The organism is Amycolatopsis sp. GM8 (assembly GCF_021653975.1).
Taxonomy (GTDB): Bacteria; Actinomycetota; Actinomycetes; order Mycobacteriales; family Pseudonocardiaceae; genus Amycolatopsis_E.
Map to the genome: position 1 here is coordinate 51,407 of NZ_JAJKFK010000006.1, position 16,101 is coordinate 67,507.

Here is a 16,101-nt window from a genome sequence, read left to right on the forward strand (position 1 = left end):
GTGACATCGCCGGACGGCTATTCTGGCAATAGTTCTTGGCTTAACCGCAACGAAAGCTGCGTAGGCGGGCGCTGGATGAATAGTGCTTCGGCTGAGGATTGATAATTTCTCACAATGCCGAACTCGTGGCAGAAATCGCCGTGAGATACCCGGTCAGCGTCCCAGTGCTTTGTTCAGCTGGTCCTTCCAGGCCGCCACCTGCTTGGGGTCGACGGTCTCCGCTTCGAACACCTCGATGCCGGCCGCGGGGTTCTTCGCAGTGGGGATGTTCGGCAGGACCGAGGCATACCCGGACGCCCACGCGGCCTGGCCCTGCGGGGTCATCAGCCAGTTGACGAACACCTGCGCCGCGTTGGGGCTGTGCGCGGAGGACAGCACCTCGCCATACGCCGGGGTAGCGAGGGCGGGGAACTTCGTGTCGAAGGCGAAACCGGCCTTTTTGACGGGTGCGACCGCGGCCGCGGAGATCGCCAGGATGGCGTTGACCGCACCCGCTCCCAGGGCCTCGGAAGCCGGGCCGGAGCTCGCGTACAAGGTTGGGTGGAGCGCGCCGAGCCGCTGGAAGAGGTCCGGGTAGCGCTCGCTGAGCTTTCCGAAGAGCACCGTGTTCACCGAGTTCGTGTTGGGGTCGTTCATGCCGATGCGGCCCTGGTAGGTGTTGCCGGCGAAGAGCGACTCGAAGCTCGGCGGCGGGGTCTTGACGGCGTCGGTGTTCCAGGCGTAGCCCCACGGCGCGAACAACGTGATCACGCGAGTGTCGTTGTCGTAGAGCGCCTGCGTGCTCTTCGGCGTGCCGTCGGTGCTCGGCGCGGCGGTGCCACGAACGAGTTTGTCGGCCGCCACGACGTCGGGGCCGGCGATCTTCTGGAAGTAGCCGTCGCCCAGATGCTGTTCGTGCCACATCCGGTCGGTGCTCAGGAGTACGTCGACCGAGTTGATCCCCGCCTTGTGCTCCGCGTCGACGCGAGTGTCGATGTCCGGGGGCCCGTACTGGGCGATACTGATGTCGATCTTCGGGTAAGCCTTCTCGAACGCCTTTTCGACTTCGGCGTTGTGTGCCGGGCTGAGGACGGACCAGACCTGGAGCTTGCCCTCGGTGTCCGCCGCCTTGAGGACGTCCGGCCAGGCGGCCGCGGGTCCCTGTGCCGGGGCGGGCGTGTTGCCCCCGCTTCCGCTGCCGCTGCCGCTGTAGTTGCCGCATGCGGCGACAGCCAGCGGTATCACGCAGGCCAAGGCGAAGGCTCGCGTCACGCGGCTGATCACTCCGTTGTGACCTCTTGTCGTCATGTGTTCGTCTCCTGGTCGGTTGAGGCGTCGATCCGTTCGGTGAGGGGGAAGGTGCGGGTGTCGGTCACCCGCACCGTCAGGTCGACCCGGTCGCCCGGGGCGAAGGTCCGGTCCAGCGGCAGGACCAGCCGCACGTCCCGGCCCTTGAAGTCGACGTTCAGTTCCTGCTCGCTACCGAGATAGCCCACGCCCGCGACGACGCCGCCGCGGACGCGATGCACGTGATCGGACGAGTCGGCCGCGCCTGCCCGGGCGACCGTGATGCGATCGTGGCGGGCGAGCAGCTCATAGGCAGTTGCGGGTCCGTCTGGTGCGGGACCGGAGAAGTCGCAGTCGGTGCCGCTCCACCGGCCGTCCTCGCGGGTGATCACGCAGACCCGCCGGTAGCCCATCATGCGGGCAATCCGGCTGGTCGCCGGGGTGGTGAACAGCTCGTCGGGACGGCCGAGCTGGACGATCGCCCCGTCGGTCATCGCCGCGACCCGGTCGCCGACGGCCATCGCCTCGGCGAGATCGTGGGTGACGTAGACCCCGGTGAAGCGGATTTCCTCGTGCAGCCGCCGGATTTCGGATCGCAGCTGTTCGCGCAGCGCCGCGTCGAGGTTGCTCAGCGGTTCGTCGAACATCACGATCTTCGGCTCGGCGACGAGCGCCCGGGCCAGCGCGACGCGCTGCTGCTGACCGCCGCTGAGCTGGCCGGGTCGCTTGTCGAGCAGGGCGCGATCGAGGTCGACGACCTCCGCGATGGCCCCGACCCTGCGTCGTCGTTCCGCACGGGAGATCCAGCGGGATTTCAGTGGGAACGCGATGTTGTTCCAGCCGGACAGGTGCGGCCACAGCGCGTAGTTCTGGAACACCAGGCCGATGTCCCGCCGGTGGATCGGAACGGCGATCTTGCGCTGGGCGTCGAAAATCGTCTGGTCGCCGAATTCGATCACACCGGCGTTCGGGTTCTCCAGACCGGCGAGGCAGCGCAGTGTGGTGGACTTCCCGCACCCGCTCGGGCCCACCAGGACCAGCATCTCGGCCTGGGGTACCTCGAGCGACACGTCATCGATGGCCACGACGCCGGCGCGCCGCCCGAACACCTTGCGCAGGTCCTTCACTTTCAGATCGGACATCGCGGGATCAGCTCTCCTTCGGGCTGGATTGGCGACCGATCAGCAGGGCGAGCAGCACGCCGATTCCCGTGATCGCACACATGAGAAAAGCCATCACCGCGACCTGGGAGTTGCTGCCATTGGCGAACTGGTCGTACAGCACGGTGGACATGACCTGGGTCTGGCTGGACCGGACGAGGATCGACGCGCCGAATTCCTGCGCGGTCAGGATCAGGCAGATCGCGATGGCATTGCCGAGGGCGGGCCGGAGCATCGGCAACTCCAGGGTCAGGATTCGCCGCCACAGCGGGCCACCGCACGCCCCGCCCGCCTCGACCAGGTTGGTGCCCAGGGTCATCAGGCCGACGAGGACCATCCGCGTGATGAAGGGCAATGTCACGACGATGTAGACGACCACGAGCCCGGCCCCGCGGCCGTACAGGTCGAGGGGACCGTAGGTGAAGGCGAGCAGGAAACCGACTCCGAAGATCACCGCCGGGATGCCCAGCGACATGCTCACCAGTACGTCGACGAGATTGGCGATCACCTTCTGGTGGCGTCGGCGATGGAGCACTTTCGCGCAGAGATAGCCGAGAGGCACCGCGATCACGGTGGCACTGAGGGAGTAGACAAGCGTGTTGACGATGGCGTCGGTCAGTCGTGGGTTGTCGAACACCGATCGGAAGTTGTCGAGGGTGAAGTCGCTGACGACGATGTCCTTGGACCAGTAGGGCTGAAAGGCCACGATCGCAAGGCACACGATCGGCGCCGCCACCGCGAGGAGCCCGTAGACCACCAATGCGGCATGGGAAAACCAGCCGCTCTTGCTCAATGACCGTGCGGCGCCTTTCGTTCCCGTGCCGGCGAAGCGGTCCTGGTCGCGCAGCACGACGCGCTGGATGATCAGGAACACGACGCCCGCGACCACGATCGGGAGCCCGTAGGCCGCGGCGAGCGGGATGTTGGGCGGAGCCTGCGACATGCTCACGTACATGGCCGTCGACAGCACGTTGAGGTTCTGTTGGCGGCCAAGGAAAAGCGGCACCGCGAACTGCCCGAGGGCGAGCAGCATGACGGTCAGCGAAGAGTACACAATGGATGGTCGCAGCAGGGGCAGGATGATCGTGAAGAACGCGCGCAGTGGTGACGCGCCCGATGCGGCGGCCGCGTCGTAGACACCTTGGTCGAGCTGTGCGAGTGCGCTGCGGACGAAGAGATAGACGAAGCTCGTCAGGAGAGTCGCCGTCACGATCACGATGAAGGGGACCGTGTTGATGTCCAAGGGACCGGACTGGATGTCCGTCCAGAACATGACCTTGCGCAGCAACAGGTTGCCGAACCCGATGCTGGGGTTGAGCAGATACCCGAACCCGGTGACCGCGGCGAGAGCCGGCATCACCAGCGGGATGAGCGGGATGGTGCCGAGCCAGCGGTTGCGCCGGCTCAGCCCCTGCGCGCCCCAGGCGAGCAGGATTCCCAGCACCGTACTGATGACGACCGACCCGAGGGCGAGCGTGATCGTGATCTGCACGGTCCGGCCCAGCGTGCGGTCCTGGATCATCTGCCGGAACCCGATGCCCCCGCCGCTCAGCGCGGCGTCGAGGACGAAGTAGACGGGTGGCAGGCAGAGCAGGGCGACGACGCCGACGAGGATCAGCGCCGACGCCCGGCGTGCGGTCATCTGGGCGGGGCGCCGGTCGGTCAGGCTGATGCGCCGGGCCGGCACCGCGGGCCGGTGGTCGTCGCCGGTCCGGGAGTGCTCGTCGCTGGCGACACTGCCAGTGGTGTGCATCGTTTCCCCTTGACTGTCGTACTCAGTGGCCGGGGCGGCCGTGTGGCGAGAGCATAATCCAACGTTGATTGGAATGGTAGGCCGTCGTCGTGGGAAAGGCGTTCAGTGCCGAAGCGCCGTACCCGGCGGGCATTCCGCGGGATGTCGAACAGGCCGGGCGCGATGGTGACGACGCGAATCCGCGCCGACGCGAGATCGCGCGCCACGGGCAGGGGTAGCCCGGCCCTTGGGTGCCGACTAGGCTGCCTGGCTGATTTGCCCGTCGAAGGCCCACGACGGAGGCCGCATTGACGATGACGCCGCGCTCGCCGTCGACCTGGTCGTCGTCAGTGCCGAAGCGCTGCCAGGAATTGGGCGCCGTCGCCGAGCTACTCGGGTGCTCAGACCAGTTCGAGGATCGTCGCATTGGCTTGGCCGCCGCCCTCGCACATCGTCTGCAAGCCGTAGCGGATCCTGGTGTCGCGCATGTGGTGGACCATCGTGGTCATCAACCGGGCACCGGAGCCGCCCAGCGGGTGGCCCAGCGCGATCGCGCCGCCGAGTGGGTTGAGCGCCTTCGCGTCCGCCCCGAGGTCGGCCAGCCAGGCGAGCGGCACGGGCGCGAACGCTTCGTTGACCTCGAAAGTGCCGATTTCGCCGAGCTCGAGCCCGGACTTGGCAAGCGCCTTCTGTGTGGCGGGGATCGGCGCGGTCAGCATGACCACCGGGTTCGCGCCGGCGAGGACGGCGGTGTGCACCCGCGCGATCGGGGTCAGCCCGAGTTCGGCCGCCTTCTCCGAGGTGGTCATCAGCAACGCGGCCGAGCCGTCGGAGATCTGGGAGGCGTTCCCGGCGTGGATGACACCGTCCTCTTTGAACACTGTCTTCAGCTTGGCGAGCCCCTCCAGCGTGCCACCGGGACGGATGCCCTCATCCTCACTGACCACAGTGCCGTCCGGCAGCGTGACCGGGACGATCTGGCCCTCGAACCGGCCTTCGCCTCGTGCTGAGGCAGCCTTCTCGTGGCTGGCCAAGGCGAACTCGTCGAGCTGTGTACGGGAAAAGCCCCACTGCTCGGCGACCATTTCCGCGCCCAGTCCCTGGTTCGGGAAGCCCGGGCCGTAGCGGGCCTGGTAGCGCTCGCCGAGCGGATCGGCGTCACCCATCGCCGTACCCATGGGAACCCGCGTCATGGACTCGACTCCACCGGCGACGACCACGTCGTACTGGCCGGCGATGAGCCCGGCCGCGGCGAAATGCACGGCCTGCTGGGATGAACCGCATTGCCGGTCGACCGTCGTGCCCGGCACGGTCTCGGGCCAGCCCGCGGCGAGCACCGCCGTGCGCGCGATGTCGAACGTCTGCTCGCCGATCTGGCTCACGCAGCCCCAGACGACGTCGTCGACGACGGCCGGATCGATCCCGCTGCGCCCGGCCAGTGCCGTCAGCACGTGGGCCGAGAGGTCGGCCGGATGGACGGTCGAGAGGATTCCCTTCCGCCTGCCGAGCGGGGTTCGTACCGCGTCCACGATCACTGCGTCGCGCATCCGTCATCTCCTTGATGTGTGGCTTTCCAATCGCTGTTGGATTATAGTCGGCTCGGCGCTGCCCGGCGAGGTCGCGAGGCCGCACGGGTAGCGACGATGCAACTCCAGTGATGGGAAGACGATGCAAGTTCGAGAGCCTGAGCGCACCTTTCCCGCCGGATGGTTCCAGATCGGCTGGTCGTACGAAGTCGCCCGCGGTGAGGTGCGGCCGCTGCGCTTCTTCGGCCAGGACCTGGTGCTGTGCCGGTACGAGTCCGGCGACATCGGCCTTTTCGACGCCTACTGCCCGCACATGAACGCCCACATCGGGCACGGCGGGCGCACGATCGGCGAGACACTGGCTTGCCCTTACCACGGCTGGCGTTTCGACCGGTCCGGCTGCAACGCGCACATTCCCTACAGCTCGCGGGTCAGCCGCTCGCAGGGCCTGCGGGCGTGGCATGTGGCGGAGCTCGGCGGGTCCGTCATTCTGGCGTGGTACAGCCCCGACGGGGCCGGCCCGCAGTACGATCCGCCGGGCGAGGCCGAACTCCCCGGAATGGGCAAGCCCGAGTACTACCCCGTCGGGCCGGACACCGCGCGGCGGTACGCCGATCTCCCGATGCACATCGACTTCGTCACCGAGAACACAGTGGACATGAGCCACTTCAAGTTCGTGCACGAGACACCGGAGATCGGCACGATTCTGGAGCTGGACCCGGTCGACCACCGATTCCATGTCCGGTTTTCCATGCCGATGAAGCTGTATCGCCCGGACGGCGGGGGCGACATCGTGGACGCCGTGACCGAGGTGACGAACTGGGGTCTGGGCCTCATCCTCGCCCGGTTCTCCGACGGCGCCTCGCTGATCCAGGCCCAGACGCCGGTCGACGACACGCAGTGCGAGATCTTGATGACGATGGTGTTGCCGCGCAACGCATCGGGTTCCGACGCGCCGACGGGCGAACAGCTCGCCCGGTTCAAGATGGCCTGCCGGCAGGTCGAGAACGACATGGTCATCTGGACGCACCGCCGCCCGGGCGCGCAGGCGCATCTCGTCGCCGAAGAGGTCGTGCCGTTCCGGACCTTCACGAAATGGAAGAGGCAGTTCTACACCGCGCAGCCAGTTTCCGGCGCGGAAACACAGCGAGCAGTGGGCTCGGAAAGCGAGGTCGGATCGTGAATCAGGGCGAGCTCGAGGAGCGTCGCGCGGCGCTGCACGACTTCGTCGAGCGGCGGCTCGTTCCGCTCGAACGAGATCTGCCGGTCGAGGGCCTGCCCGAGGAGCCGCTGCTCAAGGAGTTGCAGTCGGAGGCCCGGTCCGGCGGATTCTGGGGCCTGTCGGCGCCGGTGGAGTTCGGCGGGCAGGGACTCGACGTCCTGGACAATGCCGTGCTGCTCGAGGAAATCATGCGCACGACCGTCAGCGGGGTCAGCGGCGGCTATTACGGCGCGGGCATCTTCGGCGGCAACCCGCCGGCGATCATCCTGTCGCACGGCACCGAGCGGCAGCGCGAGCTCTACGCGCGTCCGGTCGTCGAGGAAGGCTGTGGCTACTTCATCGCGATGAGCGAGCCCGACGCCGGATCCGACCCCGGCGGCATGATGGAGACGACGGCGACGCGGGTCGACGGCGGCTGGCTCCTCAATGGCGTCAAGGGAATGATGAGCGAGTACTTCCTGGCGCGGTTCGGGATCGTATTCGCCGTGACCGACTCGGAAAAGCGGTCACGGGGCGGAATTACGGCGTTCATCGTGAGTGCCGACAACCCCGGGGTCGCGGTCGAGGGGGACACCGGCACGATGTCCGGGAAGGTCGCGACCTGGATCCGCCTGACCGACTGCTTCGTCGCCGACGACGACGTGCTCGGGGACGTCGGCCAGGGATTCGTGCTGGGGCAGAAGTGGTTCGGCCGGATCAGGACGCTCTACTACGGGGCAGGCATGCTGGGTCCCGCGGCGCGGGCCCTGGAGATCGCCGCGGCGTACGCGAACCGGCGGCAGACGTTTGGTGAGCCGCTGGCGAGCCGTCAGGCCATCCAGTTCATGCTGGCCGATTCGGCGATGCAGATCAGCGCCGTGCGCGCGCTCACGCACGACACCGCCCGCAAGCTGGACGCCGGGCAGCGGTGCCGGATGGAGTCGGCCATGGTCAAGATCATGGGCACCGAGATGGCGTGGACGGTGCTCGACCGCGCTTTGCAGATCCTCGGCGGCATCGGTTACACGGATCGCTATCCCATCGAACGGATGATGCGCACGATCCGCCTGTTCCGGATCACCGAGGGCGCCAACGAGGTGCACCGGGCCTTCCTGGCCCGTGAATTACTGAAGGAAGACGCGGTCAACGTGCCGCGCCCGTTCGTCGCATGAGGCGCGGACGACGTGGCGGCGACTATCGTGGTGAGTCCGCGAAGGTGCGGGTTCGAGTGACTATGGGCTGGATACATGACGAGTCGTGAGGGTCTGGGAGATTTCGCCCGTTTCTGGGCGCGGGCGTGCCCCGGTGGCGAGGCGATCATCGACGGCGACGTCGTCACGACGTGGGCCGAGCTGGACGAGCGGACGAACCGCCTCGCCAATGGGCTTCGGCAGCGCGGCATCGGCAAGGGCGACCGCGTCGGGCTGATCGCCCCGAACTGCCGTGAGTACCTCGAAATCGTGATCGCCGGGTTCAAGCTGGGTGCCATCACCGTCCCCCTCAACCACCGGCTCACGGCGGGCGAGCTCGGCTACATCATCGGGCACTCGGGCTGTAGCGCGGTGATCGCGCACGCGACGTTCGCCGAGACGACTGCGAAGGCACTCGACGACCTGCCCGCCCGGGACGTCGTCCGGGTCGGGTTCGAGCCCGGCTTCGGCGAGGTGCTGCAGGCGCTGTATTCCGACGACGTCGCCGATTCCGATGTCGCGGTCGAGTCCGACGATGTGGCCTTCATCTGCTACACGAGCGGTACGACGGGCAGGCCGAAGGGCGCGATGCTGACCCACGGCAACGTGCTCGCCACCGCCCATTACCGCAACATCGCCGACGACCTCGGGCAAACCGCGCGGCTCTACCTTCCGGCGCCGCTCGCGTTCACCGGGACGCTGGTGATGCTGTGGGCCGTGACCTATGTGGGCGGCGGCCTGACCGTGCTGGACACGGTGAGCGACGCCCGGCGCTCCCTCGAAGTCGTCGAGCGGCACCGGATCACCCATTTCACCGCCGTCCCCGTGATCTGGGAGGGCATGCGCCGCGACCCGGATTTCGCGCGCTTCGACCTTTCGTGCCTGCGCACGTGCCTGACCGGGGGCGCCGCGGTCAGCGAGGCCTTCCTCGAAAGCATGTGGGCCGCCGGCCTCCCGGTGCGCAACGCCTACGGGCTCACCGAGGGGGCGAGCTCCACGACCTGGCAGAGCCTCGACGACTGCCGGCATCGGCCGGGTTCTGTCGGCCGGGCCGGTATCCACAACCGGATCCGCGTCGTCGACCACGCGTGCGCTGAGCTGGTCGACGTGCCGGCGGGCGATGTCGGGGAGGTGGTGGTCAAGGGGCCGGAGGTGATGCTCGGCTATTGGGAGGACCCGGCGGCGACGACGGCGACGCTGGTCGACGGGTGGCTGCGGACCGGCGATCTGGGCCGGCTCGACAAGGAGGGGTTTCTCTTCATCGTCGGGCGCAGCAAGGACATGTTCATCTCGGGAGGTATCAACGTCTATCCCGCCGAGATCGAGGGCGTGCTCGAGCAGATTCCCGGCGTCGCCGAGTGCGCCGTGATCGGGGTCGGCGACGAGAAATGGGGCGAGACCGCCGCGGCGATCATTCACCCGGCGGCGGACGCCGGCCTGGAGCCGGCCGCGATCCGCGAACACTGCAAGACCCACCTCGCGGACTACAAGCTGCCGCGCTATGTGGTGCTGCGGCCGTCCCCGTTGCCGCGCAACATGTCCGGGAAGGTGCTCAAATGGCAGCTCGCGGAGGAATACTCGGATCCAGCCTCGCTCGGACCCCCGCTCCGCTGAAACGACGAATGGCCGCCGGTCATGCCGGCGGCCATTCGTGCTTTCGCGGTCAATGCGGGGCCGCGGTTGCCGATGGTGTGAGGTCTTTGAGGGCGACCGCGGGATCGGCCAGCGTCGCGGGATCGACCCACAGGCGCCCAGTGACGAGTTTCTTGCCCTGCACATAGTCCTTCACGGCGTTGACACAGTCCAGCGCGACGACTACGCCGTCCCGGAGGTATACGACCGAGAAGCGGCGCGTGGCTGGGTCGCCGCGCACGACGCTCTGGTCGTGACCGCTCGACAGGCCGGCCGTTTGCAGGCGCAGGTCGTACTGCTTGGACCAGAACCACGGCACGGCGTCGTATTCGGCGTCCTCACCGCACAGTGTGCGGGCGACGACCGCCGCCTGGTCATTGGCGTTCTGCACCGACTCGAGCCGGATGAGCTCCCCGTCCGCGAAGTGATTGCGGTGCGCGGCGCAGTCACCGATGGCGAACACGTCGGGAAGCGTTGTGTGGCAGGACTTGTCGACGGCAACCCCGCCAACGCGTCCGCCGTCTTGGGCACCCGCAGCCAGCAGCGGTCCGACCGACGGGGCGATGCCGATCCCGACGATCACCAGCTCACAGGGGAGCAGCTCACCATCGGCGAGCCGGACCCCGGCTACCCGGGAGTCGTTGCCCTCCAGGCATTCGACGGTCGCGCCGAGCCGGATGCCGACTCCGCGCGCGCGGTGTTCGTTCTCGTAGAACCGGGCCAGCTGCACGCCTGCGACGCGGGCGAGCACCCGATCCTGCGCCTCGACGACCGTCACGTGCTTCCCGGCGGATCCGAGGACCGCCGCGGCCTCCAGTCCGATGTAGCCACCGCCGATCACCACGACCCGGGTGACCGCAGGGAGTTCAGCGCGGATGCGGTCGCTGTCAGCGACGGTTCGCACCGTGTACACCCCGCGCAGGTCGTGGCCGGGGCAGCTCAGGGTGCGTGCGGCACCGCCGGCCGCCCAGACCAGGTGGGAGTACCCGATCATGCTGCCGTCGTCGCACACCACCCGGTGCTCCCGGGGGTCGACCTCGATGACGCGTCGCCCGGAACGGACCTCGACGTCGCGATCGCGCCAGAACGCGGGTGGATGGATGAGGAGGCGCTCGAACGGCGTCTCGCCGGACAGGTAGTCCTTGGACAGCGGCGGTCGTTCATAGGGCAGGCCGGGTTCGTCGCCGACCAGCGTGACCGAGCCGGTGAATCCGTGCTGGCGCAAGGCCGCGGCCACCTGCGCGCCACCGTGCCCGGCGCCGACGATCACGACGTCGTGGGTGCTCGCCACTTCAGTCCTCCGGGGCGATCGTGACGCGCAGCTCGTCCAGATCGTCGCCGAACGGGAGTTGGCACGACAGCCGCGAGCCGGGTTCGCGATGCTCAGAGCTGTCCAGCAGCTCGTCCTCGTCCTCGCTCATGGCGGGCAGCCGGCCGGCGAACGCGGGATCGACGTACACGTGACAGGTCGCGCAGCACAGCTCGCCGCCACAGAGCGCCATGAGCTCGTCGAAGCCGGCCTCCCGGATCACCTCCATGGTCGACATTCCCGACCGTCCGCGCACGGTCTTCGTGTCGCCGCCGCGCGTCGTGACGTGCAGTTCAGGCATGTTCCGAGCTCCTTCCGCCCTGCCACCCGTAGAAATCCTATCAGTGTTCGGTTAGTGTGACCGGCAGCAGCAGGATCCGCAAAGCACAGGAGGGATAGGGCGTGCAAGCTCACAAGCCGGACACCACTGGGGGCGACCTGATTGTCCGAGGCGGCACCCTCGTCGACGGCACCGGCGGTCCTCGCCGCCGCGCCGACGTGCGGGTCAAAGGCGGCGTGGTCGCCGAGATCGGGCCCGGCCTGGCCCCCGATGGCGAGCGGGAGATCGACGCCGGCGGGGCCATCGTGGCCCCGGGATTCATCGACGGCCACACCCACTACGACCCGTCGCTGTTCTGGGACCCCAGCTGCGATCCGATGCCACAGCACGGCGTCACGACCGTGCTGTTCGGGAACTGCTCACTGTCTCTGGCGCCGGTCCGTGAGAGCGACCGGGCGGGCCTGAGCAAGACGTTCGCGGTGATCGAGGAGATTCCCGAACTCGGTTTCTCGGACCACATCCCGTGGGATTGGGAGTCCTATCCCGAGTACATCACCTCGATGCGGTCCCGCGGTTTCGGCGTGAATGTGGCCGGCCTGGTCGGGCTGTCGGCGTTGCGGCTTTACGTGCTCGGCAAGGAGGCATGGGAGCGCCCGTCGACGCCGGAGGAGCGTGGGCAGATCGCCGCCCTGCTCGACGATGCCCTGCGCGCGGGCGCCTCGGGCTTCTCCACTTCGTACTTCGACCGCGGCGCCGACGGGCGGCTCGTGCCGGCCGCGTTGGCCGACGACGCCGAACTCGAGGCCCTGCTGGCGGTGAACGGTGCGCACCGTGGGCACTTCGAGGTCCTCACGCAGATGATGGACCATCCCGTCTCCATGGATCAGCTGGAGCGCTGCGCCCGGCTGTGCTCCGCCGCGGATGTGGCGATGACCTGGAACGGGTTCATCGACTGGGACAAGGATCCGTCGATCATCGAGGGCTATCTGGACCTGGCGAAGCGTTTCCGGGCACAGGGCCTGCGCGCGTACCCGACTTTCTCGCCGCACCCGCAGGAGTTCATGGCGAACTGGCAGGGCGGCATGGGCTTCCTCAGTGTGCCCGCCTGGAACGAGCTGCTGCAGGCGCCCGACGAGGCGGCACAGAGCCGGATGCTTGCGGACCCCGAGTGGCGCGTCCGGGCGGCGGCCGATTGGGACCGCGTCCCCAAGACGACCTTCCCGCACCACGATCTCGACCGCGTCCGGATCGAGACCGTCGAAGGGCCGGACCTGGAGAAGTTCGTCGGGGAGTCCTTCGGCGAGTGGGCCCACAACCGTGGTGGTCACCCGTCGGACGCCCTCGCCGACTGGATCGAGCTGAACAACCTGCACCCCGGCCTGGCGTACACGACGGGCAACGCGAACCCGGACCGGATCGCGGCCTTCCTCAATGACCCGTCGACGTTCGTGTCGGCCAGCGACGCCGGTGCGCACATCATCTCCCACTGCAACACCGGCGACACGACGCTGCTGTTGACGCGCTACGTCCGCGAGCGGGGCGATCTGACGCTGGAAAAGGCGGTCGCGGAAGTGACCTCGCGCCTGGCGGACCTGTACGGCTTCGGCGACATCGGCCGGCTGGAGGTCGGCAAGCGCGGCGACCTGACCGTGTTCGATCTCGACGCGCTCAATTTCGGCCGGCCCGAGGCGGTCTTCGACTTCCCGGGCGGCGCCAAGCGCTACCGCAGGCCGGCGGGCGGCTATCGCGCCACCGCCGTCAATGGTGTGCTCAGCCAGGTCGACGGGAAGGCCACCGAAGATCTGCCGGGCGAATGGCTGCCCGGCAAGGAACCGGTGCGGGTCTGAGTCGCTCCGGCCACGGGTATCGAGGAGGGGCATGACGAGCTGGCACGTCTTCGTCGGGTGCTTCACGGAGGATCTCTGGCGGCACTTCCCGCGTCCGGGCGCCGACACCACGCGTCCGTCTCGCGGGATCGAACGGCTCGGGTTCGACGATGTCACCGGACGCCTGCGCCACGACGGGCCCGCCCTCGACGGCCTATTGAGCCCGCAGTACGTGACGCCGCATCCGACGCTGCCGGTGCTCTATGCCGCCGAGTTCACCCGGCCCGGCCGGCTCGCGGTCATCGACATCGACGCGGCGGGCCGGCTCACGCGGCGAGCCGCCGTGGAGTCTCTCGGGGGGATGGCGGTCGCCGTGACCGTCGACCCCTCGGGGGGCGTCGCGTATGTGGGGCATCTGGACGACGGCGCGGTCACCGCGTGCCTGCTCGACGATCGGGGCGGGATCGCGGAGGTGCAGGCGATCGTGCCGGCCAGCGGAGCCGGGCAATCCGGGACCGGCGAGCGGTTCGCCTACCGAGGCTCCGGCTCCAAGGACCACCAGGTCCGGGTCACCCCGGACGGCGGCGCGCTCGTCGTGACCGACGTCGGGACGGACACTGTGGTTTCGTACCCGACCGCGCGGAAGGCCGCGTTGCCGCTGGCGTGTGTCGGCTTCCCGGAGGCAAGCTCGCCCAGACATGTCGAGTTCCATCCGTCGGGGACGGTGGCGTATGTGGTGGGGGAGGGCGACGCCACGTTGTACGTGCTGGAGGCACGCCGGCATGTCCCGCTCAGGATCATCGGCAGCGTGCCGCTCGCGCCCGCGGGCGCCAGGGCGGCCCTCCCGTCCGAACTCCATCTGCATCCCGACGGGCGCACCCTGTTCGTCGGGCTCCGGCGCGCGAACGTGGTGGCGGTGCTCGACGTCGACGACAGCGGCGGGGCCCGGCTGCTCGGGCACGAAGCGAGTCAGGGGAGCAATCCGCGTGCGGTCAGGGTGAGTCCGTCCGGCCGGCATCTGCTCGTCGGCAACTGGGATTCCAACGGTGTGGCGGTTTTCGCGGTGGGCGGCGATCGTCACCCGCGGCCGGTCGGCGCGCCGGTCGACGTCCCGTCGCCCAGCTCGATCGTGTTCGCCCGGGCGCGGTGACGCGCCCGGGCTCAGCGCCCCCGCTCGATCAGCTCGCGCGACACGAAGGGCCGGCACCCATCGAGGATTAGCGGCATGGCTTCGGAGCTCGACAGGGCAGGGCCGATGCCGTGGTCGACGACGAGATGGGCCTGAATTCCGTAGCGGCCCAGCACGAGCACCAGCGTGTGCTCGCCCGACGGTGCCGGGACCTGCTCGACCGGCTTGTGGAAGCACCACTTCCACGGACCCGCCTCGGAGGAGAAGCACAGCTCGATGAAGTCCGCGCGGGCAGGGCAGCGACGCACCTCCCGGAGGGTGGCCCTGACGAACGACCCCTTCTCGGGCACGGCAACGACGTGTGACTGCTCGGCCATGAACATCACTTCCTCGCCCGCGCGGGGAGTTCCGGCGCGGGGTAGTGGTCGACGTTGAGGACGAGCGCGAGCATTGTGTAAAAGCCTACTGTCGTGACGAGTTCGATCGCGCCCTGGCGGCCCCACCGCCGCTCCACCGAAGCGAAGGTCGCGTCGTCCACATCACCCTCGCGGAGCAGCCGCGCGACGAAGTCGTAGGTGTCGGCCAGTTCGTCGCCGAGTTCGGGCTTGACGTCGTTCGCGATGGCCTCGACCACGGCGTCCTCTACCCCGTAGCGCGCCGCGTATTTGCGATGGGTGTGGAATTCGAAGTCGCAGTCCCAATGCCGGGCGGTCAGCAGGATCGTCACCTCAGTCGCCGCTCGCGGCACTGAAAGGCCCTCGAACATCAGGGGAACGAGGCGCCCGACCGCGTCAGCCAGCTCCGGGCTGCGCAACAACGCCGTCATGGGGCCGCCGATCGCCGCGCCGCTGCCGGCCCGGTCGGGATAGAGATACCCGACCAGCCGGTCGTTGACCGCGCGCTGTGCGCTGTCCATTTCCTCGACCGGCAGTTCGCCGAACCGGCGCGTGCCACCGGAGCGCTGACGCTCATCGTTGGGCATCCTGCCTCCTCGAACTATGAATCAAACACTGGTTGATTACTGTCTAGCACACCGGGACGCCGGGGATCGACCTCGACGGTTCCGCGCAGATGGTTTCCTCCGTCGACGGCGAGGCACACTCCGGTGATCCACGATGCCTGGGGTCCCACGAGAAAGGACACCGCGTCGGCGAGATCCGTGGTGGCGCCGAGCCTGCCGATCGGTGTCTCGGTCAGCTGCCGCACCACGAAGTCGCCGTCGCCGTAGAGGCCGGCCGTCATGTCGGTGTCGACGATGCCGGCCCGGATCGCGTTGACGCGGACGCCCTGGTCTCCGAGCTCGTTCGCCCCGTTGGCCACCAGTGCTTCGAGGGCGGCCTTGCTGATCGCGTACGCCGCCATCCCGTGATGTGGCCGGGTGGCGGCGATCGACGAGACGGCGACGATCGACCCGCCGCCGTTGCGGGCGATCCGCGCGGCGCTGGCGCGGAGGGTGAGGAACGCGCCGTCGAGATTCGTGGAGAGCACGCGCCGCCACGAACGGAGCGGCATCGAGGCGAGCCGGGCGGGTCGTCCTCCCGTGCCCGCGGCGAGCACGGCGATCCGCAGCGGAGCGCGTTGGTCCGCCAGTTCGACCGCGAGCTCGATCTCGGACTCGTCGGTCACCGACCCCACGATGATCGAGACGCTGTCGCCCAGTTCGGCCCGCGTCGCACGGAGTGGCTCCTCGCGGCGGCCCATGATCGTGACGAGGTAGCCGTCCTGGACGAGTCTCTCCGTGATGCGCCGGCCGATGCCCGTCCCGCCGCCGGTGACGAGGGCCGAGGTGCGTCGCTGTGGGGCGTGCATGGGGGGAGTGTATTCCAACAGTGCTCGGTTGTGTGCATACT

Annotated in this window: 14 protein-coding genes; 5 read left to right on the forward strand and 9 right to left on the reverse strand. The window is 68.5% G+C overall.

Annotated features, from left to right (window positions below; translation table 11 throughout):
* Window positions 1-153 precede the first annotated feature (153 nt).
* The 4 genes from LOZ83_RS26600 to LOZ83_RS26620 form a co-directional block, all read right to left on the reverse strand.
* On the reverse strand, window positions 154-1,287 hold the full coding sequence (locus tag LOZ83_RS26600) for an ABC transporter substrate-binding protein (protein ID WP_236794421.1): 1,134 nt from the start codon (window positions 1,285-1,287) through the stop codon (window positions 154-156).
* Complete coding sequence (locus LOZ83_RS26605) at window positions 1,284-2,408, reverse strand: ABC transporter ATP-binding protein (RefSeq protein ID WP_236794422.1); 1,125 nt, start codon at window positions 2,406-2,408, stop codon at window positions 1,284-1,286. The genes LOZ83_RS26600 and LOZ83_RS26605 overlap by 4 nt, the downstream gene beginning before the upstream one ends.
* A gap of 7 nt (window positions 2,409-2,415) precedes the next feature.
* On the reverse strand, window positions 2,416-4,179 hold the full coding sequence (locus tag LOZ83_RS26610) for an iron ABC transporter permease (protein WP_236794423.1): 1,764 nt from the start codon (window positions 4,177-4,179) through the stop codon (window positions 2,416-2,418).
* 380 nt (window positions 4,180-4,559) lie between these two features.
* Window positions 4,560-5,705, reverse strand: coding sequence for an acetyl-CoA C-acyltransferase (locus LOZ83_RS26620; RefSeq protein ID WP_236794424.1), 1,146 nt, complete (start codon window positions 5,703-5,705; stop codon window positions 4,560-4,562).
* A 121-nt stretch (window positions 5,706-5,826) separates the two neighbouring features.
* Here LOZ83_RS26620 and LOZ83_RS26625 point away from each other — a divergent pair, with 121 nt between their 5' ends.
* From LOZ83_RS26625 to LOZ83_RS26635, 3 genes are all read left to right on the forward strand, one after another.
* Complete coding sequence (locus LOZ83_RS26625; protein ID WP_236794425.1) at window positions 5,827-6,867, forward strand: Rieske 2Fe-2S domain-containing protein; 1,041 nt, start codon at window positions 5,827-5,829, stop codon at window positions 6,865-6,867.
* Window positions 6,864-8,057, forward strand: coding sequence for an acyl-CoA dehydrogenase family protein (locus LOZ83_RS26630; RefSeq protein ID WP_236794426.1), 1,194 nt, complete (start codon window positions 6,864-6,866; stop codon window positions 8,055-8,057). Before LOZ83_RS26625 ends, LOZ83_RS26630 begins: the two co-directional genes overlap by 4 nt.
* Window positions 8,058-8,132: 75 nt before the next feature.
* On the forward strand, window positions 8,133-9,689 hold the full coding sequence (locus LOZ83_RS26635) for a class I adenylate-forming enzyme family protein (protein WP_236794427.1): 1,557 nt from the start codon (window positions 8,133-8,135) through the stop codon (window positions 9,687-9,689).
* Between the two features lie 49 nt (window positions 9,690-9,738).
* Here LOZ83_RS26635 and LOZ83_RS26640 read toward each other — a convergent pair whose 3' ends face one another.
* Window positions 9,739-10,998: an FAD-dependent oxidoreductase gene (locus LOZ83_RS26640; protein ID WP_236794428.1), complete on the reverse strand. Its 1,260-nt coding sequence runs from the start codon at window positions 10,996-10,998 to the stop codon at window positions 9,739-9,741.
* A gap of 1 nt (window position 10,999) precedes the next feature.
* Window positions 11,000-11,317 carry a 2Fe-2S iron-sulfur cluster-binding protein gene (locus LOZ83_RS26645; RefSeq protein ID WP_236794429.1) on the reverse strand — a complete coding sequence of 106 codons (318 nt, stop codon included), beginning with the start codon at window positions 11,315-11,317 and terminating at the stop codon, window positions 11,000-11,002.
* A 101-nt stretch (window positions 11,318-11,418) separates the two neighbouring features.
* Between LOZ83_RS26645 and LOZ83_RS26650 the strand changes: the two genes are divergently transcribed.
* Both LOZ83_RS26650 and LOZ83_RS26655 read left to right on the forward strand, forming a co-directional pair.
* On the forward strand, window positions 11,419-13,143 hold the full coding sequence (locus LOZ83_RS26650; RefSeq protein ID WP_236794430.1) for an amidohydrolase family protein: 1,725 nt from the start codon (window positions 11,419-11,421) through the stop codon (window positions 13,141-13,143).
* A 31-nt stretch (window positions 13,144-13,174) separates the two neighbouring features.
* Window positions 13,175-14,272 (forward strand): beta-propeller fold lactonase family protein, encoded by a 1,098-nt coding sequence (locus LOZ83_RS26655; protein ID WP_236794431.1) that lies wholly within the window; start codon window positions 13,175-13,177, stop codon window positions 14,270-14,272.
* 11 nt (window positions 14,273-14,283) lie between these two features.
* Here the strand turns inward: LOZ83_RS26655 and LOZ83_RS26660 are convergent, their stop codons facing one another.
* From LOZ83_RS26660 to LOZ83_RS26670, 3 genes are read right to left on the reverse strand one after another with little or no spacing between them, the layout of a single operon-like run.
* Window positions 14,284-14,628 (reverse strand): hypothetical protein, encoded by a 345-nt coding sequence (locus LOZ83_RS26660; protein ID WP_236794432.1) that lies wholly within the window; start codon window positions 14,626-14,628, stop codon window positions 14,284-14,286.
* 5 nt (window positions 14,629-14,633) lie between these two features.
* A complete protein-coding gene (locus tag LOZ83_RS26665) occupies window positions 14,634-15,233 on the reverse strand; it encodes a carboxymuconolactone decarboxylase family protein (RefSeq protein WP_236794433.1) in 600 nt (199 codons plus the stop codon).
* Window positions 15,234-15,247: 14 nt separating this feature from the next.
* Window positions 15,248-16,060 carry an SDR family NAD(P)-dependent oxidoreductase gene (locus LOZ83_RS26670; protein WP_236794434.1) on the reverse strand — a complete coding sequence of 271 codons (813 nt, stop codon included), beginning with the start codon at window positions 16,058-16,060 and terminating at the stop codon, window positions 15,248-15,250.
* Between the last annotated feature and the right edge of the window lie 41 nt (window positions 16,061-16,101).

Coding starts and splice junctions, on each gene's coding strand:
- LOZ83_RS26600 (WP_236794421.1), bottom strand. CDS start 1,287: ATGACGACAAGAGGTCACAACGGAGTGATCAGCCGCGTGACGCGAGCC.
- LOZ83_RS26605 (WP_236794422.1), bottom strand. CDS start 2,408: ATGTCCGATCTGAAAGTGAAGGACCTGCGCAAGGTGTTCGGGCGGCGC.
- LOZ83_RS26610 (WP_236794423.1), bottom strand. CDS start 4,179: ATGCACACCACTGGCAGTGTCGCCAGCGACGAGCACTCCCGGACCGGC.
- LOZ83_RS26620 (WP_236794424.1), bottom strand. CDS start 5,705: ATGCGCGACGCAGTGATCGTGGACGCGGTACGAACCCCGCTCGGCAGG.
- LOZ83_RS26625 (WP_236794425.1), top strand. CDS start 5,827: ATGCAAGTTCGAGAGCCTGAGCGCACCTTTCCCGCCGGATGGTTCCAG.
- LOZ83_RS26635 (WP_236794427.1), top strand. CDS start 8,133: ATGACGAGTCGTGAGGGTCTGGGAGATTTCGCCCGTTTCTGGGCGCGG.
- LOZ83_RS26645 (WP_236794429.1), bottom strand. CDS start 11,317: ATGCCTGAACTGCACGTCACGACGCGCGGCGGCGACACGAAGACCGTG.
- LOZ83_RS26655 (WP_236794431.1), top strand. CDS start 13,175: ATGACGAGCTGGCACGTCTTCGTCGGGTGCTTCACGGAGGATCTCTGG.
- LOZ83_RS26660 (WP_236794432.1), bottom strand. CDS start 14,628: ATGGCCGAGCAGTCACACGTCGTTGCCGTGCCCGAGAAGGGGTCGTTC.
- LOZ83_RS26665 (WP_236794433.1), bottom strand. CDS start 15,233: ATGCCCAACGATGAGCGTCAGCGCTCCGGTGGCACGCGCCGGTTCGGC.
- LOZ83_RS26670 (WP_236794434.1), bottom strand. CDS start 16,060: ATGCACGCCCCACAGCGACGCACCTCGGCCCTCGTCACCGGCGGCGGG.